This is a genomic window from Psychrilyobacter atlanticus DSM 19335, assembly GCF_000426625.1.
Taxonomy (GTDB): Bacteria; Fusobacteriota; Fusobacteriia; order Fusobacteriales; family Fusobacteriaceae; genus Psychrilyobacter; species Psychrilyobacter atlanticus.
This window is the reverse complement of sequence record NZ_KE384547.1, coordinates 614,221-639,778: the sequence shown is the minus strand read 5'-3', so window position 1 is coordinate 639,778 and position 25,558 is coordinate 614,221. Positions and strand designations below refer to the sequence as shown.

The 25,558-nt window shown below is 32.2% G+C and carries 26 protein-coding genes; 4 read left to right on the top strand and 22 right to left on the bottom strand.

The genetic code is table 11. The annotated features are described in order from the left end of the window. Position 1: 1 nt before the first annotated feature. From alr to K337_RS0103445, 12 genes are all read right to left on the bottom strand, one after another. The gene (alr, locus tag K337_RS0103500; RefSeq protein WP_028855367.1) at positions 2 to 1,198 is read right to left on the bottom strand and encodes an alanine racemase; all 1,197 of its coding nucleotides are present in this window, start codon (positions 1,196 to 1,198) and stop codon (positions 2 to 4) included. Positions 1,199 to 1,639: 441 nt separating this feature from the next. Further along, positions 1,640 to 2,632, bottom strand: coding sequence for a 7-cyano-7-deazaguanine synthase (locus tag K337_RS0103495; RefSeq protein ID WP_028855366.1), 993 nt, complete (start codon positions 2,630 to 2,632; stop codon positions 1,640 to 1,642). An 85-nt stretch (positions 2,633 to 2,717) separates the two neighbouring features. Beyond that, a complete protein-coding gene (locus tag K337_RS17575) occupies positions 2,718 to 4,025 on the bottom strand; it encodes an MATE family efflux transporter (RefSeq protein ID WP_037029149.1) in 1,308 nt (435 codons plus the stop codon). A 153-nt stretch (positions 4,026 to 4,178) separates the two neighbouring features. Beyond that, positions 4,179 to 4,631 (bottom strand): cell division protein SepF, encoded by a 453-nt coding sequence (locus tag K337_RS17570; protein ID WP_051251587.1) that lies wholly within the window; start codon positions 4,629 to 4,631, stop codon positions 4,179 to 4,181. A gap of 11 nt (positions 4,632 to 4,642) precedes the next feature. Continuing rightward, positions 4,643 to 5,317 carry a YggS family pyridoxal phosphate-dependent enzyme gene (locus K337_RS0103480; RefSeq protein WP_028855365.1) on the bottom strand — a complete coding sequence of 225 codons (675 nt, stop codon included), beginning with the start codon at positions 5,315 to 5,317 and terminating at the stop codon, positions 4,643 to 4,645. Positions 5,318 to 5,327: 10 nt separating this feature from the next. Further along, positions 5,328 to 6,419 (bottom strand): radical SAM family heme chaperone HemW, encoded by a 1,092-nt coding sequence (gene hemW / locus K337_RS0103475; RefSeq protein ID WP_028855364.1) that lies wholly within the window; start codon positions 6,417 to 6,419, stop codon positions 5,328 to 5,330. A gap of 213 nt (positions 6,420 to 6,632) precedes the next feature. Then, entirely contained in the window at positions 6,633 to 7,628 is a 996-nt protein-coding gene (locus tag K337_RS0103470) for a BMP family lipoprotein (protein ID WP_028855363.1), read from the bottom strand. Positions 7,629 to 7,902: 274 nt separating this feature from the next. Further along, entirely contained in the window at positions 7,903 to 8,898 is a 996-nt protein-coding gene (locus K337_RS0103465) for a BMP family lipoprotein (protein ID WP_028855362.1), read from the bottom strand. A 376-nt stretch (positions 8,899 to 9,274) separates the two neighbouring features. Then, on the bottom strand, positions 9,275 to 10,285 hold the full coding sequence (locus K337_RS0103460; protein WP_028855361.1) for a BMP family lipoprotein: 1,011 nt from the start codon (positions 10,283 to 10,285) through the stop codon (positions 9,275 to 9,277). A gap of 137 nt (positions 10,286 to 10,422) precedes the next feature. Next, complete coding sequence (locus tag K337_RS0103455; RefSeq protein WP_037029146.1) at positions 10,423 to 10,632, bottom strand: helix-turn-helix domain-containing protein; 210 nt, start codon at positions 10,630 to 10,632, stop codon at positions 10,423 to 10,425. A gap of 187 nt (positions 10,633 to 10,819) precedes the next feature. Then, the gene (locus tag K337_RS0103450) at positions 10,820 to 12,190 is read right to left on the bottom strand and encodes an MFS transporter (protein WP_037029429.1); all 1,371 of its coding nucleotides are present in this window, start codon (positions 12,188 to 12,190) and stop codon (positions 10,820 to 10,822) included. 70 nt (positions 12,191 to 12,260) lie between these two features. Beyond that, positions 12,261 to 13,427, bottom strand: coding sequence for a nucleotidyltransferase (locus K337_RS0103445; RefSeq protein WP_028855358.1), 1,167 nt, complete (start codon positions 13,425 to 13,427; stop codon positions 12,261 to 12,263). A 326-nt stretch (positions 13,428 to 13,753) separates the two neighbouring features. Here K337_RS0103445 and mgtE point away from each other — a divergent pair, with 326 nt between their 5' ends. Beyond that, positions 13,754 to 15,109: a magnesium transporter gene (mgtE, locus tag K337_RS0103440; RefSeq protein ID WP_028855357.1), complete on the top strand. Its 1,356-nt coding sequence runs from the start codon at positions 13,754 to 13,756 to the stop codon at positions 15,107 to 15,109. Positions 15,110 to 15,122: 13 nt separating this feature from the next. Next, the gene (locus K337_RS0103435) at positions 15,123 to 15,890 is read left to right on the top strand and encodes a type III pantothenate kinase (protein WP_028855356.1); all 768 of its coding nucleotides are present in this window, start codon (positions 15,123 to 15,125) and stop codon (positions 15,888 to 15,890) included. Between the two features lie 111 nt (positions 15,891 to 16,001). Here K337_RS0103435 and K337_RS0103430 read toward each other — a convergent pair whose 3' ends face one another. After that, on the bottom strand, positions 16,002 to 16,853 hold the full coding sequence (locus K337_RS0103430) for an MBL fold metallo-hydrolase (RefSeq protein WP_028855355.1): 852 nt from the start codon (positions 16,851 to 16,853) through the stop codon (positions 16,002 to 16,004). A 136-nt stretch (positions 16,854 to 16,989) separates the two neighbouring features. Between K337_RS0103430 and K337_RS0103425 the strand changes: the two genes are divergently transcribed. Continuing rightward, complete coding sequence (locus K337_RS0103425) at positions 16,990 to 17,427, top strand: hypothetical protein (protein WP_028855354.1); 438 nt, start codon at positions 16,990 to 16,992, stop codon at positions 17,425 to 17,427. A 137-nt stretch (positions 17,428 to 17,564) separates the two neighbouring features. On the opposite strand, the gene K337_RS0103420 is transcribed toward K337_RS0103425, so the two are convergent. The 5 genes from K337_RS0103420 to K337_RS0103405 all read right to left on the bottom strand — a co-directional run bounded on the left by K337_RS0103420 (position 17,565) and on the right by K337_RS0103405 (position 21,074). Beyond that, positions 17,565 to 17,735, bottom strand: a complete 171-nt coding sequence (locus tag K337_RS0103420; protein ID WP_028855353.1) for a 4Fe-4S binding protein — start codon at positions 17,733 to 17,735, stop codon at positions 17,565 to 17,567. A 256-nt stretch (positions 17,736 to 17,991) separates the two neighbouring features. Next, complete coding sequence (locus tag K337_RS19725) at positions 17,992 to 18,135, bottom strand: FeoB-associated Cys-rich membrane protein (RefSeq protein ID WP_156877302.1); 144 nt, start codon at positions 18,133 to 18,135, stop codon at positions 17,992 to 17,994. A 150-nt stretch (positions 18,136 to 18,285) separates the two neighbouring features. Continuing rightward, positions 18,286 to 20,481, bottom strand: coding sequence for a ferrous iron transport protein B (feoB, locus tag K337_RS0103415; protein WP_028855352.1), 2,196 nt, complete (start codon positions 20,479 to 20,481; stop codon positions 18,286 to 18,288). 40 nt (positions 20,482 to 20,521) lie between these two features. Next, entirely contained in the window at positions 20,522 to 20,758 is a 237-nt protein-coding gene (locus tag K337_RS0103410; protein WP_028855351.1) for a FeoA family protein, read from the bottom strand. Between the two features lie 88 nt (positions 20,759 to 20,846). Continuing rightward, positions 20,847 to 21,074, bottom strand: a complete 228-nt coding sequence (locus tag K337_RS0103405; protein WP_037029144.1) for a FeoA family protein — start codon at positions 21,072 to 21,074, stop codon at positions 20,847 to 20,849. A gap of 303 nt (positions 21,075 to 21,377) precedes the next feature. Between K337_RS0103405 and K337_RS0103400 the strand changes: the two genes are divergently transcribed. Further along, on the top strand, positions 21,378 to 22,772 hold the full coding sequence (locus K337_RS0103400) for an aminopeptidase P family protein (RefSeq protein WP_028855349.1): 1,395 nt from the start codon (positions 21,378 to 21,380) through the stop codon (positions 22,770 to 22,772). Between the two features lie 62 nt (positions 22,773 to 22,834). Here K337_RS0103400 and K337_RS0103395 read toward each other — a convergent pair whose 3' ends face one another. From K337_RS0103395 to K337_RS0103380, 4 genes are all read right to left on the bottom strand, one after another. Next, a complete protein-coding gene (locus tag K337_RS0103395) occupies positions 22,835 to 23,599 on the bottom strand; it encodes a hypothetical protein (protein WP_028855348.1) in 765 nt (254 codons plus the stop codon). Positions 23,600 to 23,832: 233 nt separating this feature from the next. Further along, a complete protein-coding gene (locus K337_RS0103390) occupies positions 23,833 to 24,228 on the bottom strand; it encodes a hypothetical protein (protein WP_028855347.1) in 396 nt (131 codons plus the stop codon). A 10-nt stretch (positions 24,229 to 24,238) separates the two neighbouring features. After that, positions 24,239 to 24,826, bottom strand: a complete 588-nt coding sequence (locus K337_RS0103385) for a hypothetical protein (protein ID WP_156877301.1) — start codon at positions 24,824 to 24,826, stop codon at positions 24,239 to 24,241. Beyond that, a complete protein-coding gene (locus tag K337_RS0103380; RefSeq protein ID WP_028855345.1) occupies positions 24,786 to 25,520 on the bottom strand; it encodes a purine nucleoside phosphorylase YfiH/LACC1 family protein in 735 nt (244 codons plus the stop codon). The genes K337_RS0103385 and K337_RS0103380 overlap by 41 nt, the downstream gene beginning before the upstream one ends. Between the last annotated feature and the right edge of the window lie 38 nt (positions 25,521 to 25,558).

Genomic DNA, 25,558 nt, shown 5'->3' with positions numbered 1-25,558 from the left:
ATTAAAAATTTAAGTTTATTTTATCTAATACCTCATCCTTTATCTCTACAATTTTCTTATCTTTTTTATACACTCTAGGAACTCTTTTACTTACATTACATAAAACTTCATAACTTATCGTCCCCAATATATTTGCTATCTCCTCTGGAGTTACTCTATTATGCTCATCTTCTCCAAATAAGATAACTTCATCTCCTCCATCTACATCTAAACCTGTAATATCTACCACAAATTTATCCATACAGATGGCACCAGCTACTCTCGCTACTGCATTTTTACCCTTGATGATCACTCTTCCTTTATTACTAAGTCCACGGCTGTATCCATCTGCATATCCGATAGGTATTAGTCCTGTTCGGGATTGTCTGTTTACCGTATATGTAAGTCCATAACTTATTGATTCTCCTTTTTCCAGTGTTCTTATATGGTAGATCTTACTGTGCAGAGACATCACCTGTTTCAGATCTATTACCTTATCTTTCTCCTGTACTTCCGATGGATAATGTCCATACATGAGGAGTCCTGCCCTTACCATATCGTAGTTAAATTCTGGCAGATCTAATATAGCTGCACTATTTGACACATGTTTTATAGGTATTTCTACTCCTAATTTTTTTAATTCCTCTATTATATACTTAAATTCCTCTACCTGTTTTAACGTATACCATTTATCTGATTCATCAGCCACTGCAAAATGGGTGTATACTCCCTCTAAATACAGATTATCCATCTCACTTATCTCTTTTATTACTTCTACAGTCCTATATTTTATAGGTAATCCTACCCTATGCATCCCAGTATCTACATTTATATGTACTGCAATTTTTTTCCCGTGTTGTCTGGCTAATTCATCCAATACTTTAGCTTGTCTGAGGGAGTATATTGTAGGAGTGATATCCCATTTAATTACTTCCTCTAAGTTGGCATCTGGAGTATATCCCAGTAATATAATCTGTATATCCTTATCTTTGTTCCTTACCTCTATAGCTTCCGACAATACTGCCACTGCAAATTTATTTATATTCTCTGCTTTTAATGTATCTATCACTCCCAAAGCTCCATGGCCATATGCATCAGCTTTTATTACTGCCATAACCTCGGTTCCTGGTTTTATATGTTTTTTTATCTCTCTCATATTGTGCCCTAAACTATCTAAATTAACCTCTACCCAAACAGGTCTTTTAACATTTAATTCCATTTTTTTACTTCACACTCCTAATATCTTTTTAACGCATATATTTTATATCTTTTTTTCATCATACTCATAATATATTAAACGCAGGAACATAACAATTTTTTTATTTAAAATAAATGTCATAAAAAAAGGCCTCTCAATCTATCACTATTAAATTTATATGTATTATTCATCAATTGAATATATCTTTCACTTTTATATTAATATATTATTCGCCTAAATCCAAACTTTTTGTCTAAAAATTAATCATTTAAGTATATTTTAATATACCAATAACACCAAAACATATATTATATATATATAACATATAGGTCTAACTTAGAAATTTCTTATTTTCTAGACAAAATAAAAATTTCACCATTCAAAAAATGAATGACTCCTCATTTTTTTATTTTTTAAAAAAAATAAGGTTATAGACTCAATTTGTCTATAACCTTATTGCTCTTATAATACTAAATATTTTTTTATATCTTCAGCTAATTTTTCTAAATCTGCCTCTTCTACTTCTACGATCTTTTCATTCATAACTATTTGAATTTTTTTCTTTCCCTTAGCTTGAGAGTATCTTGAAAATAAATTTTGAGCTAAAGTAATCTGGTCTTCAGTCAGATCTCCATATCCTACGATAGCAGGTCCCGGAGTTCCTGCTCCTGCAATATAAAGACTTCCATATTTTTTATATTCAGAAAGTTTGAAATTATCATCCTTTTCCCTTCCGACAAATAAGTATTTACCGCTCTCTACTCTAAAGAATCTTCCTCTTTTTGCTAAGTGAAATAAGAACGAATATTTATCTTCTAAAAACCCATCACCCTCTAAAGTTCTTAACCTTTTAGAATAATTCGGTTCTGTCAACATACATCCTCCACCAGGAGTTGGATATTCTACAATTCCCCACTCTTCTACTAATTCAAGTTGAGCTTTTCTACTTCTTCCGTTAATATCCATCAGTTGTTCTCTATCTATCCATCCTAATTCCTCTGGTTTTGTAATAGGTAATAATTTAGCACATAGCGGCCTTACTATTAACTCTCCTAAATCTACACCAGATAATTTTTTAACTCTATTCAATGAACTAAAGTTTTGTGACATCGGTCTCTGTCCTAAAACCTCTCCAGAAATCAAAAAACTAGCTCCATATTTTTCTAATAATTCTCCTGCTTTTTCAAACATAAGAGCGTGACAATCGATACATGGATTCATATTTTTTCCTCTTCCACTTGGAGGATTTTTAACCAATTCTGTATGAATCTCACTAAAATCTACATATTCTAATTTTACTCCTAATTGTTTAGCCATATTATCCGCTTTCTCGTTTTTCCCACCGAAAAAATGAGATACGAAATTAAGTGCTATAACTTCTATCCCTTGCTTTTGTACTAACTTAATAGCTAGACTACTGTCTAACCCACCCGAAAAAAGTGCCAATGCTTTCATTTTTGTTCCACCGTCCTTTTAAAATGCTCAAGGAGTTTTATCCCCTCTAAATAAATTGTTTTTTTACTTTATTAGTAATAAAACATTATACCATTTTTTTCTTTATCCACCAAATAATTAAACCTGTAGTTACTATTTCTGCAAATGGCAGAGTTAACCAAACTCCCTCTATCCCATAGAATTTAGCCATTGGATATAGAATTATTAAAGTTACTCCAAGTCCTCTCAAAAACATTATAGAGATTGAAACTTTTGTCTGCTCCACAGCCTGGAAATAAGTTCCCATAAATAAATTGAACCCCATAAAAATTATAGCTATAAAAAATAACGGGAATCCATTTGTTGCTACCTCTGTAAGTTCCTTATTTTCATTAACAAACAAACTTACCAATTCTACCCTATAAAAAACAACTCCTATATATATCAATATCCCCAGACAAAATGAAGTTGTCGCTCCTATTTTCAATATCTCATTTAAACGGCTTTTTAAATTACTCCCATAATTTATACTTATGATCGGCTGAGATGCTTGAGATATACCTAAATATAAAAGATAGATCATCCAATTTATATTAAGTATGATAGCGTAGGCAGAAACTCCTATAGATCCACTGGTTTTAAATAATATTCCATTCAATAAAAAAATTACTACTCCTCCAAATGCATCTGTTATAAAACTCGGAAATCCTATTTTTATTATCCTCTTTAATATTTTAATATTAAACCCATCCTTTATTATCCCCAATGTATTTTTAGAGCTAATAAAGTGAGTTGCCAAAACCAGAGTATAAGTTAGTTGAGCTATTCCTGTAGCTGTAGCTGCACCTAGCATCCCCCATTTAAATATAAATATGAATATATAATCTAAAACAATATTCGTTACTCCGCAAATCATCATCCCTACCATGGCCAAATTTGGGTTATTGTCATTTCTGATAAATATGTTCATGGCATTAGGTATCAAATAAAAACATGTAAACAGTGATATCACATTTAAATATGACCATACCATATCATAAATTTCTTCGGTAGCCCCTAATCCAGTTACTATATCTTTCAAAAAAAACTGCTGTATTATTGTCAATATAACACTTAATCCTACAGCTAGTAATAATGCATTGGTAAAAGCTATTTTTAAACTATCTTTTTTTCCACGACCTAACTCTATTGCTCCTACAGTAGCTCCCCCCATACCTAACAGTAACCCTATAGATGAATACAGAGTAAACATAGGTACTGCCGTGGTCAGAGCTGCCAATCCTAAACTTCCCATACCACGACCTATAAATAAAGTATCTATAAAAATTAATATCCCTACAGACAATGTCCCTGCCACCGATGGCAGCAGATATTTTAGAAATAATTTTAGTATAGGATCTTTCCTTAAGTCCATTTCTATGCCTCCTAAAACAATATTTTAATTAGTTTTTATTATTTTCAATATGTTATAACATGGTCCTATACCATATGCAACCTTTTTTAACTTTTCTCTCATATTTTTAAATAAAAAAAGATTCTAACTCATTAGACGTTAGAATCTTTTTTTCTATCCAAATATTTCGTTATTTTCATCTTCTACATAGGATTTTATTCCATCTGGCACAGATACATATACCTTTTTACTCACAGTTATAAACCTGGCTTTTTTAACTTCCATGGCTCCGCTTAAAAAATCTAACATCCTCTGAGCTGATTCATTGCTTAAACTCTCTAAATTTACTGTTACAATCTTTTCTTTGTTTATATAATTAGCAATTTTTTTACACTCTTCAAAGTTAATAGGACTGACAAAAATAGTTTGATAATCACTTATATTTTCACTGTTTTTATATACATTACTCTTTAAACTCGGTGTAGCTGTAGGCGAAGATGGAACTGATAACTCCTCTTCCTCTTTTTCTTCCCCATCCATTTCAACCATTATATCATCTTCAGTTTCATTTAATTCTTCTGCCCCTTCAAAACCTAATACCTGTTTAAAATTTTTAAATAATTCCATAATTTCTCCTCCTACTTGAATATCTTACTTCCAACTCTAAGTATTGTTGCTCCCTCTGAAAGGGCTATCTTATAATCATTTGTCATTCCCATAGAAAGCTCTATCAGGCTACCATTAAAATGTGTTTCATTTAATTCTTCTTTCAGTTTTTTTAGGTCTGAAAAAACCTTCCTTACCACTTTTTCTTCTTCAGTAAAAGGTGCCATAGTCATAAGACCACAGATTTCTATATTTTCAAATTTTAAAAGATCTGGCAATTCCTCATATAGTCTTTCTATTGAATACCCCTCTTTACTTTCCTCTTTGGATATATTTACCTCTAACAATACTTTTATCCTTCTATTATTTTGTTTAGCTCTCTTATCGATCTCCTTGGCAAGTGAGATTTTATTAACAGAATGGATCATTTCAATATAGGGTGCAATATATTTCACTTTATTTTTTTGTAAATTACCAATAAAATGCCACTTTATATCTCCAGCTTCTAAATCTTCTAAAATATTTCTTTTTTCTTCCAAAGCCTGTACCCTATTTTCTCCTACAACTGTACAGCCTGCCTTCACTACCTCTAAAACACCACAAGCATCTACATATTTTGTAGTAGGCAGTAATGTTACCTTCGCTGGATTAGGTGAGTATTTTTCTATCTGATTTTTCAATTCCAAAATTTTTTCTTTTATTCCCATTAATCCCCCTCTATTCCATGATCTCTACAAAGACATCATTTGCAAACATAAGCCCTTTAGGTGTCAGTTTATATCTGCCTTCCTCATTTTTTAAGTATCCTTTTCTACACAGTCCCTTTATTTTTTCAAAGTAAAGATTATCTTCTGCCTCTATACCTTCATTTAGGAGACGGAGTCCTAAAATATAATAATTTTCTATCCTATCTTTCTCACTGACCTCTTCTTCTTCCATTAAAGGTTTTTCAGTGTTATCTATCTTTTTATAATAATCAGACAGTTCTATCTCATTTTTATATCTAATTCCTTTATAATATCCAGAAGCTCCCAGTCCAGCTCCTATATATTCTACATTTTTCCAATATTTACTGTTGTGTCTTCCCTCATATCCTTTTTTTGCAAAATTAGATATCTCATAATGAAGATATCCTATTTTTTTAAGCCTGTCTATTATTAATTCATACATCTTGGCTTCCAAGGAGTTGTCCAGAGGATTCAATTTTCCGCTGTCCAAAAGATCCATAAACTTTGTCCCTTCCTCCCAAATTAAGGAATATATAGATATATGCTCTGGAGATATTCTTTCAACTATATCTAAGTCTTCTTCCAATTCCTCAATAGTCTGATTAGGTGTAGCAAAGATGAGATCGATACTAAGATTTTCAAACCCTACTTTTCTAGCCTCGTTATAGGTTTTTAAAGCTATCTCCTTACTATGAATTCGTCCTAAAACTTTTAATTTTTCATCATTAAAACTTTGTATCCCGATACTCAGCCTATTGATTCCTATTTTCTTGAACCCTTCTAATTTTTGCATATCCACTGTTTGTGGATTTACTTCTAGAGTGATCTCAGCCCCTCTATTTATAGATAGTTCACCTAAGATCTTTTCGATCTCTTCTACTTCTAATAGAGATGGTGTTCCCCCTCCAAAATAAACTGTATCATATTTTAAGCTCGGATATAATCTTATCTCCTCTATCAATTTTTCTACATATTCACTCCTATCTGCCTTACTTTTTTCCTCACATGAAAATGAAAGAAAATCACAATACCCGCATTTTTTTACACAAAATGGAATATGAATGTATATAGCATCACACATAACTTTTTCATCCCTTCTATTACTTAATTAATTTTTGATTTTTGATTTTTAAAATACCTTATAAAATTCTATACCTTTTAAATATAAGTTAATTATAACAAAAAAATCAACTTATTAGAAACCATTTTATAAATAAAAAAAAGCAACGTGACGTTGCAGGTATAATTTACTAGACTATAAAAAAACCTAGGAAAACTCCTAGGTTTTAAAAAGTTATTTTAATTTTATTGAACCATCAATTATACCTTGCTTAATCTCTTCTAATTTTTGTATTTTTTCTTCACCGATAACATCTCTAGTATACTCAAATTTAGATGTTCCTACACCGTTATTAGCTATACCAAATCTATTTACTCCAGCTTTAAAAATGCCTTCTTTAACATCTTTTATTGTTGCAAAAACTGCCTGGTCTACATTTTTTGTCATAGAAGTAAGTACTGTTCCCGGAGCTACATAGTCTTGATCTGAATCTACACCAATTGCATAGATCCCCATTGCCTTGGCTCCTTCGATTACTCCAGTTCCTGTTCCACCAGCTGCATGGAAAATTACGTCTGCACCTTGATTATATTCTGCAATTGCATTTTCTTTTCCTCTAACTGGATCGTTAAAAGGATTTGGTCCAGTAGTATATAACGTTTGTATTTTAATATCAGGGTTAATATATTTCGCCCCTTGCACATATCCTCTTTGAAAATTTTTAACTATAGGTACTTCCATTCCACCAACAAACCCAATTGTATCCGTCTTTGTCATCATAGCTGCTAAAGCTCCTACTAAGAATGATCCTTCATCCTCTGCAAATAATAATGAAGTTACATTAGGTGCTTCTATAACTCCTTCTATCATAGCAAATTTAACATTTGGAAATTCTTTTGCTACTGCTTCTAGTGAATCTGTCATTAAGAATCCTACACCTACTACTAAATCATAGTTGTTTTCAGCAAACTCTCTTAAGAACTGTGTATCTTCCGCTGGAGAAGCTGGCTCGACATATTTAAATTTAATCCCTAATTTTTCCTCTGCCATAGTAAGTCCTCTGTAAGCTGAATCATTGAATGACTTATCTCCTAATCCACCTGTAGATAAAACGATTCCAACATTAAGAGATTTTTCTGCCTTAACGTCTTTTGTTTCCTCTGTTTTCCCTCCACATGCAGTTAAAAGTATAGTAAAAACTACCGTAAGTAATATAAATATTTTTTTCATTTTTCCTCCTGTTAAATATTATTCTGAGATTTATAGTATCATATTTTTTTAGCCTCTTCAATAATTAAAATAAAACATATTCACAAATTTTAATATTAAAAGTCTTTCAATCTATAATAAAACAATTTAACAGACCCTATCTAAATAATCAGGTTATTTTTTTAAATTATTTTTAACAATGAAACTATCCATTATTTATTCGATATATTTTTGAGGATTTAACTATAAAATTTAAACAAAAAAAAACCTAGGAAAGCTCCTAGGTTTTAAAAAATTATTTTAATTTGATTGAACCATCAATTATACCTTGCTTAATTTCTTCTAATTTTTGTATATTTTTCTCACCGATAATATCTTTAGTATACTCAAGTTTAGATATTCCTACACCATTGTTAGCTACACCAAATCTATTTACTCCAGTTTTAAAAGTTCCTTCTTTAACATCTTTTACTGTTGCAAAAACTGCTTGGTCTACATTTTTAATCATAGAAGTAAGTACTGTTCCTGGTGCTACGTAGTCTTGATCTGAGTCTACACCGATTGCATAGATTCCCATTGCTTTAGCTCCTTCAATTACTCCAGTTCCTGTTCCACCAGCTGCATGGAAAATTACGTCTGCACCTTGGTTATATTCTGCAATTGCATTTTCTTTTCCTCTAACTGGATCGTTAAAAGGATTTGGTCCAGATGTATATAAAGTAGTTACTTTGATATCAGGATTTATATATTTTGCCCCTTGAACATATCCACTTTCAAATTTTTGAATTAAAGGTACTTCCATTCCACCAACAAATCCAACTGTATCTGTCTTTGTCATCATAGCTGCTAAAGCTCCTACTAAGAATGATCCTTCATCTTCTGCAAATACTAATGAAGTTACATTAGGTGCGTCAATTACTTCGTCTATAATAGCAAACTTAACATTTGGATGTTCTTTTGCTACCGTTTCTACTGAATCTTTCATTAAGAATCCTACACCTACTACTAAATCGTAGTTATTTTCAGCAAATTCTCTTAAAAATTGCATATCTTCCGATGGAGAAGCTGGTTCTACATATTTAAATTTAATCCCTAATTCTTCCTCTGCCATAGTAAGTCCTCTGTAAGCCGAGTCATTGAATGACTTGTCTCCTAATCCACCTGTAGATAAAACGATTCCAACATTAAGAGGTGTTTCAGCCTTAACTTCTTTTGTTTCCTCTGTTTTCCCTCCACATGCAGTTAAAAGCATAGCAAAAACCACTGTGAGTAATATAAATATTTTTTTCATCTCTTCCTCCCGTTAAATATGATTCTAATTTATAATAACACATTTTTTTGCCGTATTCAACAATAAAATGAAAAAACGTGTTCATAAATTTCACTATTCAAACTCTTTCGATTCACAATAGAATGATTACAATTTTATAGTTTTAATATTAATGTTGTCACCTTATCCCCTTTTTAAATGACCTTCAGACAATATAGGAGATCTAATCTAAATAATTTTTCCCCCTTTTAAAGGTTATATAATATTTTATACTCTAGAAATTTATAGTTTTGATTTTTTCTCCATATGGATGTATAATAACACCCCTGCTCTACTTAAAAAACAGTTTTTTCGAAAAAAAAAGGAGTTAATTTATAAAATTAACTCCTAAAAATATTTATTTTAATTTAGACATCTCTGCTGCTACATCAATTTTACCTGATATGATATCTGCTTTTATCTCTTCTATTCTTTTTAATTTATCTTCACTAATTTGATCTTTAGTGTATTGAAGATCTGTTATTCCTACACCATCATTAGCTAGATTAAAGTCCTTTTGACCTGCTGTAAATCCTTTTTCCTTTGTCTCTTTGATTATAGCGAATACTGCTTTATCAACTTTTTTAAGCATAGAAGTAAGTACAGTTCCTGGTACTACTCCATCTTGATTAGAGTCTACACCTACTCCGTATACACCTCTTTCTTTAGCTGCTTCAAATACTCCCATTCCTGATCCTGCTGCTGCATGGTATACAACATCTGCTTTACTATCGATCATAGATAAAGCCATTTCTTTTCCACGAGCTGGGTCGTTAAATGGACTGTTTCCACCAACATATGCTTCAAATGTAGTTATTTCAGGATTGATGTATTTTGCTCCTGCCATAAATCCATCTCCAAATCTTTTGATAAGTGGTACTTCCATTCCACCTATAAATCCTATTGTATCTGTTTTTGTCATCATTCCTGCTAATGCTCCTGCAACAAATGATCCTTCTGGTTCGTTAAATGTAGCTGATATTACATTAGGCATATCGATAGGTTCATCTACCATTAAGAAATGTACTGCTGGATATTCCTCTGCTACTTTAACTATAGAATCTCTCATTTGGAATCCTATACCAACTATTAAATCGTAATCTGCTTCTGCAAACTGTCTTAAAAACGTATCAAATTCAGATACATTTGCTGGTTCTACATATTTTATTTTTACTCCTAATTTTTCTTCTGCTTCTTTAAGACCTGCATAAGCTGAGTCATTAAATGATTTATCTCCTAATCCACCTGTAGATAATACTAATCCTACTTTTAAAGCCCCGTTATCCTCTACTTTTTCTTCCTTTGGTCCGCCACATGCTGTTAACAATAATGCCATAATAACCATTATAAGTGTTATCATTTTTTTCATCTCTTCACCACTCCTTTTATAAACTTTCAGTATTATACACTAATATCAAACCAATAAACAGGACCTATGTCCCTATATCACTTTTTATTAAATGATAAAAAAAAAGGATTAGCTATATACTAATCCTTAACTCTCGCCTATCTAACTTTATCTACTATGATAATCTCTTTTCCCATAGCATTTAATAGATTTTGCACAAATTTTAATCTAGGATCAATAGCTCCTATTTCAAATCTACCTACTGCTGAAGTATGTTTTCCTAACTTTTCTCCTAACTCTCTTTGTGTAACTCCATTTTCCCTACGGTATGTTCTACATTCTTCAATCAATCTATCTCTTAAGTTCATTATATTCCTCCCAATCATTTCACTAAGATCTTTTAAAGTGATTATAATCTCCCTTTTAATTAAAAATTTCATTAATTTTGGAGGTCACTAAAAAAATGCATTAGCTTCACTCATAATAACATATAAGTCAAGAAAAATCAATGGTTTTCCTATTTTTTTCATAAAAAAATTAAGTAGCACTTAATTTTTAATTCATTTCTCCATCTTCCTCCACCTGTTTTTCTGGATAAAGATAATAAAAAACAAAGGAAATTCCAAAGGAAATTGCTGAAAATATAGTGGTTGCATACACTCCACTTCTCTCTACTCCCTGTGGTTTTGAGGTCATAGCATCTATTAAACTTCCAGATCCAGCCACTAATAAGATTGGCAGGGTAGCTATAGATACTAAAAATGCCATCTTAAGGAAAAAACCTTGAATACCAAAACATATCCCTTCGACCTGGGTTCCGCTCTCCTTGGTTATACGTGTTCCTATCTCACTGAGCATTGCCGGCGGATAGATAAACGCTGCACCTGCAACTGGTATTCCAATCAATCCAAATAATGCAAACCCATATTTAACTGGTACTCCCCGACCAAGATAGTTCAATAATAGTGATGTAATTATCAGAATAAGTAATGAGATCAGCATAGGTTTTTTATATCCTATTTTTTTGCACAGCCTGTTTGTCGGGTAGAAAAATAATGCTGACATTCCAAATAATACAGCTGAAGCCACAGTTATAGCTTCCTTTCCTAATCCCATAACATCCTCTACAAAGTAGTTCATAGTTCCACGAAGTGTATTAAATCCTACAAAGAAAAATAGCAGTCCAAGCAGATAGTAGATAAAAGATCTATCCTCAAATATTATCTTAATTGAATTTTTTAAAGATTCTGTAGATTTTCTTCCATGGGATAATTTCTTCTCTGGCACACCAAATATAGTTATGAGAGCCGGCAGGACAGAAAATAAAGCTAACACAATAACCATTCCTCTGACACCTTTCTGGGTATCTCCTCCACCGATTACTTTTATCAAAACTCCCGGTAAGATCATTGCCAGTGCAGTATATAAAAGTCTGAATACAGATTGCCAGGTAGATAAATTAAGTCTCTCTTCCTTGGTGTTTCCGATCTCTGGAATCATGGCGTTATATGGAGCTCCTACTATGGTATAGAATACAAAGAACACAGACCCTGTGCACATCAAATATATAAACGTTATCCAATCATTCCCCAATATTGGATAGAAAAACGCTATGGTAGATAGTGCCAAGGGTACTGCCCCTGCTGCTATAAACGGTATCCTTCTACCCCATTTGGTATCTACTCTGTCTGACCAAAATCCCACCAAGGGATCTGAGATCATATCTACAGATCTCGATACAATTAATGCTAAAGATATCAAGATTGGTGCCATTATCGGTGTCAACCCTGAATTTTCAGGGGGCAGATAATAATACAGCACCCACTGGGCAAATATCTGGTCAACTATGGCATAGCTGACTCCGATCCCATAAAATATCTGGTATTTTAAACTTAATTTTGTCTGTTCCAATTTTTTCCTCCTCATCATGTTTCTAAGAAACCTTACAGGCAATTAATGATCACCCGTGCATAATAAATCTTTTAAATTTCATCCCTTAATCATTTTTAATAATTATAGGAAACTTCCTCTCCTCATAGGGATTGATTATTCCATATATCCTGTCACATTTTATCTCAAAATTCAGGAGTTCCCTCTCCCTTTCATCTAAGATCAGACTGACATTTTTTAATCCCGATAGGGGCTTTATCCTCAATGTCTCTTTTTTTTCCTTGAGATATCTGCTCCCTTTTTCTGAAAATCCCAATATTTTCACATATGTAATTCCAGCCTTGGTTTCATCTATTAATTTTTTATCTATCTTCAGAAGAATATGAGTCAGTACCCTCTGGATCCTTCCATTGGTATATCTTTTGGTCATCAGGTTTTTATAAAAATCATGAAAATCTGCATATTTTACTGCCATTTCAAAAATCCGATTATCTAAACCTATCTCCATATCTGCAATAAACTTAAGCTCATCGTAGTTATTTAAAATTTCATACCTCAACAGGGGATAAAAATTCTCTAAATACGTAGGATCGCCTAAAAGCTCGAAACTTTCTGCCGGCATCACTCTTTTTATCTCGCTTGCCCTGCCCTCCTTCACCATCTCCCTTATGGAAGTAGCACTGGTAATCTCATCTATTATTTCTTTGTCATGATATCCTACAGCCTTTCTCTCTATGAGTCTGGCTTCCATGGATGAATCTAATTTTCTAATGGCTTTGATATATTCCACTCCCAATATATCATTGGGTTTCAAGATCCCTTTTTCTCCTAGAAGTTCCTCTATAACAGAGTTTATAGCATTGGGATAGGATATTCCCTCCTCCATCTTTCCCTTTATCTTTTCATCTACAAGTTCTTTTTCATCTATCTGCAGATAAGCAATTTTTTTTAATTTTTCTAGATCTGAAGATTCAGAGCCAAAAACTAAATTTTCTACCCCTAATTTATCCAAAATATCTACAGCTCCATGGGAAAATATCTCCGCTGCCTGATTAGAATAAAATATAGGTAGTTCTACTACCAAATCTACCCCATTTTTAAGAGCCATATGAGCTCTAGTCCATTTATCATATATGGCAGGTTCCCCCCTCTGTAAAAAATTCCCACTCATAACTGCTATAACCAGATCGCCATTTTTTTTAGCTTCCATTAAATGGAGTTTATGTCCATTATGAAATGGATTATACTCCACTACTATTCCTGTTGCTCTCATCCTTCTCTCCTTTTTTGCCTAGATAACCGCAAAACTATCCTTATATAAATCCAATTTATATTATTTAAACTTTTACTTTATAATCTCAATTTTTTTGACTTTAATTTCTTATCCATTACCACTATTATACATAATTTTTTTATATTCTTATATATATTTTAAAAGTATTGAAGATATTTGTTATCTATATTATAATAACTTGGTTACCTAATAATATTTTTTAGGTGCAAAATAAATTTTATTTTAAGAGGGGTTGAGTTGTATGGACGATTGTATACGCAGGATGGATGTGATGAAAAAAATGTAAATCAAAAGGAGGAGTATATGTGAAAAATGTACTATTAGAGTTAATAAGAGAAAAAAAGTTTAACAAACTTAAGGAAGAATTGATCAAATTAAACCCAGTTACCATTAGTGAGATCATTAGTGAGGTACCTACTAGAGAACAAATCATAATCTATAGGCTGCTACCAAAGGAACTGGCAGTAAGATCGTTTTCCTATTTAGAATCCGAGGAGCAGTTAACACTGATAACTTCATTTTCTAAAGGAGAAACAACAGAATTAATAGATGAATTATTCTTTGATGACTTGATAGACTTAATCGAAGAGATGCCAGCCAATATTGTAACCAAGATATTACAGGTATCTACCGTTGAAGACAGAAAAAAGATAAACCAGTTTTTAAGTTACCCAGAAGAATCAGCTGGTAGCCTCATGACCACTGAATACCTTTCTTTAAAAGAAGATATGAGTATCAGTGAAGCACTAAAACATATTAGAAGTGTCGGAAAAAATTCAGAGAGTATCTATACTGCTTATATTACCGATAAATCTAAAAAACTCTTAGGAGTTTTATCCCTGAGATCGATTATCTTATCTGATCCAGATCAAAAAATATCAGATATATATAAATCCGATGATATAGTTACTGTAAATACTCTAGATGACCAAGAGATCATCGCGGATAAATTTAAAAAATACGATCTTATCTCCATTCCAGTTGTAGACTTAGAGGGAAGTTTAACCGGTATAATCACCATAGATGATATTGTGGAAGTTATCGAGGAAGAAAATACCGAAGATATGCAGAAAATGGCTGCTATCAACCCCCTTACAGATAAATATATGGATGTAAATTCCCTTGATATGGCAAAGAAAAGGATCCCATGGCTCCTTATCCTTATGATTTCCGCATCTTTTACCTCTGGAGTAATCGGGAAATATGAGCATACTTTAGCTCTCCTCCCTATACTAAATGGATTCATCCCTTTATTGATGGATACAGCAGGGAATTCCGGTGCTCAGACATCTACCCTTGTGATCAGAGAACTCTCTCTAGGGAACATCAGTTTAGGAGACTGGTTTAAGATAATGGTAAAAGAATTTAAAGTCAGTTTTATTGTAGCTTTTATTCTATCTATTATTAATTTTTTAAGATTATATTATTTAGAGATTACTCTTTTTGGAAGGGCAAATAAGTTAGAGATTGCATTTGTAGTTTCAGCAACTCTATTTTTTACCGTTGTCTTAGCAAAATTAGTAGGAGCTATTCTTCCCCTTGGGGCACAAAAATTAAAATTCGACCCTGCTCTTATGGCCGGGCCATTAATTACAACAATTGTAGACGTACTAGCATTGGTTGTTTATTTTCACCTAATTACCACTTTTATGCCTGTATAAGAAGGAGGATATAATGTTAATAGCATTTGATATCGGAAACACACACATTGTCACTGGAGTCCTAGATGACAAAGGAAATTTAATCACTAGTTTTAGGATTGCTACAAAGGATAATATCACAGAAGATGAACTTTTTTCATACTTAAAAAACATTACTGATTTCAACGAGATCAAATTAACTAATGTATGTGGAGTTATCGTGTCTTCTGTAGTCCCTGGACTTATCAGAATCTGTGATTATCTGGCAAAAAAATATTTTAACCTGTCTCCATTAATTATAAATTTAGATCTTCAACTGCCTTTTAGTTTCGCAGAAGGATTAAACAACTCCGGATTCGGAGCTGACAGAATAATAGATATAGTACAGGGATTAAAGTTACATCCAAACAAAGATCTTGTTGTCTTTGATTTTGGAACTGCTACTACCTATGAGATCCTCATAGATAATGTTTATGTAGGAGGAGGAATCCTACCGGGAATAAATATGTCTATAAATTCCCTCTTTGGAAACACAGCTCAGCTGCCCAAGGTAAAATTTGAGAATCCCCATACTATAGCTGGAAAAAATACAGTTGAACAGATTCAAGCTGGAATTTTTTATGGATATACAGGACAGATCAAAGAGATTATCAGAAAGATAAAGGAGATCTACCCAGATACCTATGTTATTGCCACTGGTGGTTTAGGACAGATCATCAGTAAGGAAGTTGACTCCATAGATGAGTATCTTCCAAATCTAAGCATTGAAGGAATGTATTCCATCTGGCTGGAAAATAAATAGAAAACTTAAAACTCCCTCTCCTAAATTAGGAGAGGGAGTTTTTTTTACAAACTAATATTACTTTTTTTCTCTCCTAATTTAGGAGAGAAAAATAAGAAAAAAGTGAGGTTATTAAATTTCAAAAACTTTTCCTGTATTAAATTCCTCGATCTGGCTTCCCAATATTTCTTTTAATACACTAAATCCTTTTTTCCCTGTACAATGTCCTGTATAAATATGAGGTATTTTTCTCAACTTTTCTCCTATATTTATAACTCTTTCTCTCGGTTCAGCCAATTTTTTGGTTATATTATTCTGGAGATGAAACCCTCCTACCAATCCCTCTATCTTCTTATATGGATATCTCTCTTCCACACTCTTTACCATATTTAATATTCCACCATGGGAACATCCTGTAAATACTATCAATTTATCTTTTTTTTCCTCTACCCTCATGATCAACTCATGGGAAAAATCATCTAAAGTATAGCTTCCTCCACTCTTTTTATAGAGGTGGGTGTTCCCTTTGAGAGGAGCTCCCTCATGATGGGTATTCATCATAAAACTTATATTTTCATCTAATTTAAATTCTTTCTCTATAAAAATAAACCTGTCTATATTTTCTTGTAAAAGTTCTTTTTTTATCCCTATATACTTATAAAATCCCAACCTTTTTGAATAGACCTCTCCTTTGGCTCCCCTGCTGACTATTATCTTAGCAGTTTTATTAATTTCTAAAAAAATTTCTAATCCCCCTATATGATCGTAATGGGCATGGGACAACACCAAATAATCAACCTCACTTATGTCTACCCCTATGATCTCGGCATTTCTATAAAATAAATCATCCTTTCCAGTATCAAACAGTATCTTTTTATCCAACACCTCTATATAGAGACTTAATCCATGTTGTGATTCCAAATTCTTATATAGTTCTTTTTGACCACTGCATATATTATTTTCAACCAATGTAGTTATTTTCATATCTGCCTCCTTTTTTTATATAATTTTAACAAGGAAATATTATTTTTTAAAGGTATAATATTAAAAAGATGGATCCAATTAAAAAAATTCAATATAATTATACATTCAACAAGAGGTTCCGAGGAGGGGAGATTTTATGTCCGATAAAAGAATTATAGATAGCGAGGAGTTACTTCGATTAATTAAGAATAACTCTAGAAAAAATGAAAATGAGGAAGGCGACTTAGATTACGATATATTTGTCGGCTTTGACGACGGCACCTACGAAGGAATCGAAGTTGATACCAGTTATCATATTCTCGTTAGGAATGAATTTTTATTTGTTTCTCAGGTAAAAGAATTTTTAGAAATATGGGATGGAGGAAATCTAGAAAAAGAGGGAGAAAATGCTACTTGGTTTATCTCTGATTATTTCTCTGATGGAAATATATATGAATTAGAAGATATCGAGAGGGTCTTTAAAGAATATATTGTAGAAGGAGATCAATTTATTGTGGTGAAAAATCACTATGAGCTTTTCAAAAACATGATTAAAAATCCAGGAAAAAGTCTTGTGGTAGAATGGAGCAGATAACTTAAATTATTTATCCCAAATAGAACCGTAATGCTGTATCCAATTAATCACAATTAAAAAATTTATATCTTTTAATTTTTAAATTAATTTATAACTAAAAAAAGTAGTCCTAGGACTACTTTTTTCTTATAAATTAATTATCCTGCTGCGATAGCTTCTACTGGACATGATCCTGCACATGCTGAACAATCGATACAAGCATCTGAGATTTCATATTTTCCATCTGTGTCAGCTGAAATTGCTGCTACTGGACAAGTTCCTTCACATGCTCCACATCCGATACAAGCGTCTTTATCAATAATATACATAAGTGTTACCTCCTAAAAATTTAATCTAACTTACCCATAATATACTCTATATGTTTCTATATGTCAATAATTTTTTTCTTCTCTAACCCTTGTTTTTACTACGTTTATTTGGTTATCAAACTATATATAAACCTTTTGTTTCCCTATTGAAATTTAATTTGCGGATAACATATTTTTTTTATTTGTCAATTCAAAAAAATAAGGACAGCTTAAGTATAAAATTATACTCAAGCTGTCCTTGTTTTTAGACATATTTTTATTTTATTTTACACTTAGTTTTACAAGTTTTAGCACTAGCACATCCACCACATTTGGATTCGCCTTTAAACGATTTAAGTAAACTTCTCAAAGAGTAATATGAGATACCTATTAATATTAAACTTAAAAATATAGTTTTCATAAGTTCACGCTCCTTTCTAACTCTCTCTGATTCTCTCTCTTTCTATAAAGAGAGAGACAATTTTATTAACCCTCGCTTTAATCACATTTTAAATTAGATTTAATTTATATCTAGTTTAAATATTCGTGAATCGAGAGGAAAGGGAGAGTTCTAAATAAATAATCTTCCTATTTGATAGATCAATGTAGAGGCAACATATGGTACTAATACCAAGAATCCTGTTACGAACCACATAAATTTATTCCCAAATTCTTGCTTTATAGCTGCTAATGTTACTACACAAGGTACTACCAATAAGATAAATACCATAAATGAGTATGCTTTTAATGGTCCTTCTTTGTCTCCGGCCCATAAATTTGCTACTGCTCCTACAACTCCGACTCCTTCTTCCTCTACAGTCTCTGCATCTGGTGCTTCAAATAATCCACCTACAGCACTTATATTTACTACTCCTAAGAATGAGTCCTTTAATGCAAATCCTAAACCTTTTACCTGTTCTACTACATCTTCTGTAAAAGTAGTAACTTCTTCAGTTTCTTCTTCAGTTTCTTTTAGAGGTAACACTTGAGCCATAAATCCTACTACAACTTCCTTAGCTGCTATACTTGGTACAACTGCTGCTACCGCTTCCCATCTGTCTCCAAAACCTGTCGGCTTCATAATCGGTGCCACTGTCTTTCCAAACTTTGCCATATATGAGTTTTCTGTATCTCCATGATTTGGGAAATAAGTTAATGCCCATAAGATTATTAACACACCCATAATTACTGTTGTAGCTTTCTTTAAATACGATCCGGTTCTTGTGAACGCTGATCTAGTTATCATCTTAATACTCGGTACTCTGTATGGTGGCAATTCTATCAATAATGCTCTGTCATCTGTTTTAAAATATTCATGTTTTCTAAAAGTTAATCCCACTATCATAGCTACAAAAATCCCTAAGAAATATAAACTCATTACTATCATCCCAGCAGTCTTACCAAAGAAAGCTGCAGTAAATAATCCATATACCGGTAATCTTGCTCCACAAGACATAAATGGTGCCATTAGAGCAGTTAACCTTCTGGATTTTTCATCTTCTAAAGTTCTAGTAGCGTAGATGGCAGGTACTGTACACCCAAACCCTAATACCATTGGTACAAATGCTTTTCCATTTAATCCCATAGTTCTCATGATCTTATCCATTAAAAATGCTACTCTAGACATATATCCACTTTCCTCTAATATAGCCAGGAAGAAATATAAAAATAACATCAATGGAACAAATACTAATACTCCTCCAACTCCTGCAATTAATCCATCCAATACAAATGAATTTAACCAATCAGGTGTTCCCTCTACTAAAATTCCTGCATATTTCCCAATAAATCCATTTATAAACCCATCTAACCAGTCCTGTAATGGAGCTGCACCGTTAAATACCACTCCCATAAGACCTGCAATTAATATTAAAAATATAGGCAATCCCAAAATTTTATTAAGTAAGATCTTGTCTACTTTATCTGTAAAATCTAATCTTGATTTTAATGATGTCTTCAATGTATGGAGAAGAATCCCCTTTACAGCTCCATATCTACTCTCTGCAAATATAGTTTCTACGTCTTCATCAAATTTATCTTCTATCCTTTTTTTAGATTCCTCTACTAGATCTAGTCTATTTATTCCATATCCTTTTAACTTTCCTAAGAAATGGTTGTCACCTTCTAATAATTTTATAGTTATAAAATCCATAGAATATTTTTTCATTACAGGGATAAATTCATCACTAGTTCTGACAAACTCTTCTACTTTTTTCATCTCTGTTTCTAAAAATTTATCAATTCTTAATTCATATTTAGAATGTGCCTGCTCCTTATGTTCCTCTGCTACTTTTAGAGATTTTTCTAATAATTCTTTTATTCCTCTATTTTTTAATGCACTTGTTGGAACAGCTTCCATTCCTATGTGTTCTTCAAAATGCTTTAAATCTAATTTATAGTTTAGTTTCTCAAATTCATCTATAAAGTTCAATGCCATGATCATAGGTTTCCCTAATTCTTTTAACAGCATAGTCAGATATAAATTTCTGTCTAAATTTGTTGAATCTACTACGTTTATTACTACATCTGGATTCTCGTCTATGATATAATCACGAGTAATTTTTTCCTCCAAAGTATAAGGACTAAGAGAATAAACTCCCGGCAGATCTACTAATTTAATAGTTTGCCCCTTATATTCAAACTGTGCTTCTTTTTTTTCTACTGTAACTCCCGGCCAGTTCCCTACCTTTAAAGACGAACCTGCTATTTCATTTATTAATGCTGATTTTCCTACATTTGGATTTCCTGCAAACGCAATTTTTATCATTTCTTATCTCCCCTATTATGGCCTTTAGCCGAATTGTAATTTATTTAATTTCTACAACATTTTTTATTTCTATATGATCTGCATCTTCTTTTCTGATCGCTATTCCTGTACCTTTTATTAAAAACTGCTGTGGGTCTCCTAATGGAGCATTTCTTTCTAACTTAATAACTTCACCAGATGTTATTCCCATATCTGTTAACCTTTTTTTTAATTCTCCTAATTTTCCTATCTTTACAATTATGGCTTTTTCCCCTCTGTTCAATTCTGTTAACTTCATCATGCCCTCCAGTTATATTACTTATTTAAACCTATTGTCTTATATTATATTTTGATTATCAAACCAATTTGTCAAAAAAATACGCAGACTATATCTCGTCTACGATAATTTTACTCGCTAACCCGAATCCTACTGCATATTTTGAAGTTTTTGTTTTAAGGATTATATTCCCTCTACAACTTCCTTCAGAGACACAAAGACACTCTCCTATACAAAGTCCTCTGTCTAATAGTTTTCCCTTTGCCCTATCTCCACCTAATATTTCAACAATTTTTAATGTTCTATCTGATGCAGCAAATGTTATTGGACAAGCCATGAGATCCCTCCTAGTAGTCATTCTAAAATTAATGATTTACTTCTATAATAGAGTCTACCAACTTATCAAACATTTGTCAAGAATAAACTTTGACAATAAAAGTATTTTTATTTCTATATAATTTTTTTAAATTTTTTGATTTTTTATCATAGATATATGATAGGATAACCTTGAGGTTATACTAAAAAATTATAACTAATCAAAAGTTATACAAATTTACACAAACAAAATAATATAGTCATTATAAATAATATTTTTGTTGAAAAACCGGTGTTGATTTGTAAAAAAAGTAGGAGGGGCATTATGTTTAGTAAAGAAACTTATATTGAAAGAAGAAAAAAATTAAAGAAAGAGATGAAATCAGGTCTTATTCTAATTGCTGGAAATAGTGAAGCTAGTATGGACTATTTGGATAATACATACGAGTTCAAACAAGACAGTAGTTTTAGGTATTATTTTGGCATCGATCGGGCTGATATGTTTGGTATTATAGATTTAGATAGCGATAAAGATTATATCTTCGGATATGACTATACCATTTCTGACATAATCTGGATGGGATCTCAAGATTCTTTAAAAAATGAAGCTCTTAATTTTGGAGTAGAAAATACAGGATCATATGAAGACCTAAAGGTATTTTTAGAAAATAACAGAAATCTAAAAGTACATTATCACCCTCAATACAGAGGTGAAAATCTTATAACTTTAGGAGGCCTTTTAAATAAAACTCCAGAAGAGATCAAAAATGAAAGTTCTGAAGAACTCTGTTATGCTATAGCTAACCAGAGAAATTATAAATCTCCCGAGGAGATTGAAAAGATAGAAGCAGCAGTTAATGTTACCCGTGCTATGCACTTGAAGGCTATGCAGACTGCAAAGGCTGGGATGAAGGAATACGAAGTTACAGCTAATATTCAAGAAATAATGTTAGGCAATCACTGCACCAATAGTTTTCCTACTATATGCTCAACTAACGGACAAACTCTCCATAACCACTATCATGGAAACACCCTAGAGAATGGAAGGATGCTCCTCATCGACTGCGGAGCAAAATCAGCTTCAGGTTATTGCGGAGATATGACTACTACTTTTCCTGTAGACGAAAAGTTTACTCCTAAACAAGCTGTAATCTACAACATATTGATAGATGCATATGATCATGCCGAATCTATATTAAAAGCAGGAATTACATATAAGGAAGTTCATTTAGCTACTTGTTTTAAAATTGCAGAAGGACTAAAATCTCTAGGACTTATTACAGGAGATCTGAATGAAGTAGTTAAAAATGGTGTCCATGCACTGTTTATGCCTCATGGATTGGGTCATATGATGGGAATGGATGTACATGATATGGAAAATTTTGGAGAAGTTATTGTAGGATATAATGGAGAAGCAAAATCAACTCAATTTGGATTGTCTTCACTTAGAATGGGAAGAGTCTTAGAAGATGGATTTGTTTTCACAGTAGAACCAGGAATATACTTTATCCCTGAACTTATCAAAAAATGGAAAGATGAAGGTATTAATTCTGAATTTTTAAATTTTGATAAAATTGATGAGTATTTAAACTTTGGTGGTATGAGATATGAAGGTGACTATGTTATTGAAAATGGTAAATCTCGTAGATTAGGATTAAAGATGCCTAAAACTATTGAGGAAGTAGAAGCCGAAAGAGCAAAAGCTTATTCAAATAAATAAATCAAAAAAAATCAACCCCGACTATAGTTGGGGTTGAACTTTTTTTAATTAATCATTGATAGTTAATTAAAAATTCTTTTATTTGAATCAAATATCTCTACAGCCACTGTTCTTCCTAAGCTATCATATTTTATTAATTTTTCTTTTTTATTATTTTTATCGTGGTAAAAATCACGCCATCTTCTGACAGAACCATCTGATTTATAGTCGGTTCTTCTTAGAATTTTTACGCCACCCTTACTCTCATCGGTGTATTTACTTTCACTTTTTAATTTACCATCTAAATCTACCTCTATTCTAGATACCAAATTCCCCGAAGAGTTATAGATATATCTCCCCTCTCCTACTATCTTATCACCTTTATAAACCAATTCCTTTAAAGGCTTATCATCTTGATTATATTCCACTACTTTTGTTCCCTTTGACACCTTATCTTCCCCGCTAAAGTGAGGTATTCCTTTTTTAACATTTTCAGAGTATTCAAACTTAGAGATCATCTTCCCCTTATCGTGAGTTATTATATAGTATTTATTCACACGATCATCTGAGGTAAACCACTTTTTATCGGCCCCAATTCCATTTACTCTCATTATAATATATTTATTTTCATCTACAATATGTTTAGCATCATACCCTATGAATTTATTTACACCATTTATTGTTAAAAAATACCTAGATGAAACTTCTGAATCTTTTATATAAATCTTGTTTGTCAAGGGCAGTGCAGAAGCTCCTGCCACGATATCCATACTATCTTCAGGCCCTTTAAAAGCAAAAGACAATGCAACTACTGCTATTGCTACAACTCCTATAATTTTCTTATTCATATTGCCTCCTTTATTTACTAAGTTAATCATTAATGCATACAGTTTAGTCGTTTGTTATTATTTTGTCAACATCATCTCTAAAGTTTAAGCAAAGCTTATCTAACGAACAATTATCTTAATTATTTTCTAATAAACCCATTCAACTAATAATAAAAAATAAAACCAAAAGCGAACCAGATTTATTCTGATCCGCTGGGATTTCTGCTATTTTATTTTTTAAAATAAGATTATTTTTATTTTAATACAGATAAATTATTTATTTTCAATTTAATTTTATCTACCTCTTTTACTTCCATCTTACCATAGGTTACATACCTTGATTTAGATGGATAATATCTCTCCCTGCCTCTGCCAAGTTTATCTCGATCAACTATGAGATCTGTGGTATAGGAGGTTAGTCTCTTACCTAAAGTATCTATAAATATAATCTCTACATTGAGTTTCTCGATCACTCCTCCACTGCTATTATATACCCTGTATCTGATATCCAAAGTATTTTCCCTTTCTTTATAGGATACTACCTCTACCTTGATACCTTTTTTTATAGCTCTAGGTTTAAAGTTTTTTTCATTTTTAAGAGGTACAGCAAATATTATGGCAGCCATCAATAAAAAAATTAATTTTTTCATAAATCCCTCCCTAAAATATAATCTGATCTAATTCTTCCGAACCTATAAAATCATATGGAAAGACCATAAATCCCCCATCACTGTCTAAGTCCAAATCATACCCAAGTTCTTTAGCAGTGATATAATATATATACCACACATACTTAGAGCAATAAAAACTATTGGTATTTTTTCTTCCGCTTATAAAGTATCCTTTATCGGTATGTTTTTTCAAATTTTCCTCAAACAACTCTTTGAACTTTTCATCAAAATGTTTATACCTGAGTACCATAACCTCCCTTTCTTCATATAACCATGAATATGTATCGATCTCATAATATCCCACTCCTAATTTTGGGTAATCACCTATGGTATCTTTTTTCACCACCATAGCCGCATGTCCATACCACCCAAGAGGGTCCTTTGCCATCTTACTCTTTACTATAATATCTCCTACCTGTAATTTTTCCGTTCTATACCTTACCCTTTTTATATCCTGCCATTCCCTTTCCACAGGTATACTGGCACAAGATGTAAAAACAAGTAAAAAACAAAATAAAATAAAGGTTTTAATAAATTTATTTTTTCTTAAAGTATATGAATGCTCCATTTCTGCCACTTAGATCCCCGTCCCTTCTGTAAGAATGAAATTCATCCCTATAAGTACAACTATTAGAAATTATTATATTTTCTTCTCTTATTCCCAGTCTCAACAATATCTGTTTATTAAATTCTATATTATCGTAATAGTATCTATCTGATTTTATGGCAAATACCAACCTTGTCATCTCCTTGCCATATCGCCTGTAATAAGCCTCAAAGAACTCATCACCCACTGGGTAGCTATCAACAGATATTCCTATTCCCAGTCCGATTATAATATCTTCTGCCAAAGATCCATATTCAGAGTTCATCTTTTCTATCATATTTTTTTGTATCCCGTCAAAGGCTCCCTTCCATCCTGCATGGCAGAGTCCTATCACCTGATTTTTCTTGTCATAGGCATATATGGGCAGACAGTCTGCATACTGGGTAAATAAAACCAACTCTTTATTTTTAGTTATAAATCCATCAGTATCCAGATAGATATCTTTTGCCTTATCTCCTACTACTGCTATATTTACAGAGTGGGTCTGCCCTGCAAAAACTATAGTTTTATCCTCTATATCCAAAAGTTTTTTTATCCTATTTTTAGATACCGGATCCTGCTTTATTATCCTGCTATCCATTAAATCTTTAGTGGTATAGATTGCTCCTATTCCTAAATTGTCAAATTCCTCTATCTCATAGTATTTATCTTTTTTTATAAACATAAGTCTCTCCTCTGACCTCACCGGTCCTGTCGGACACC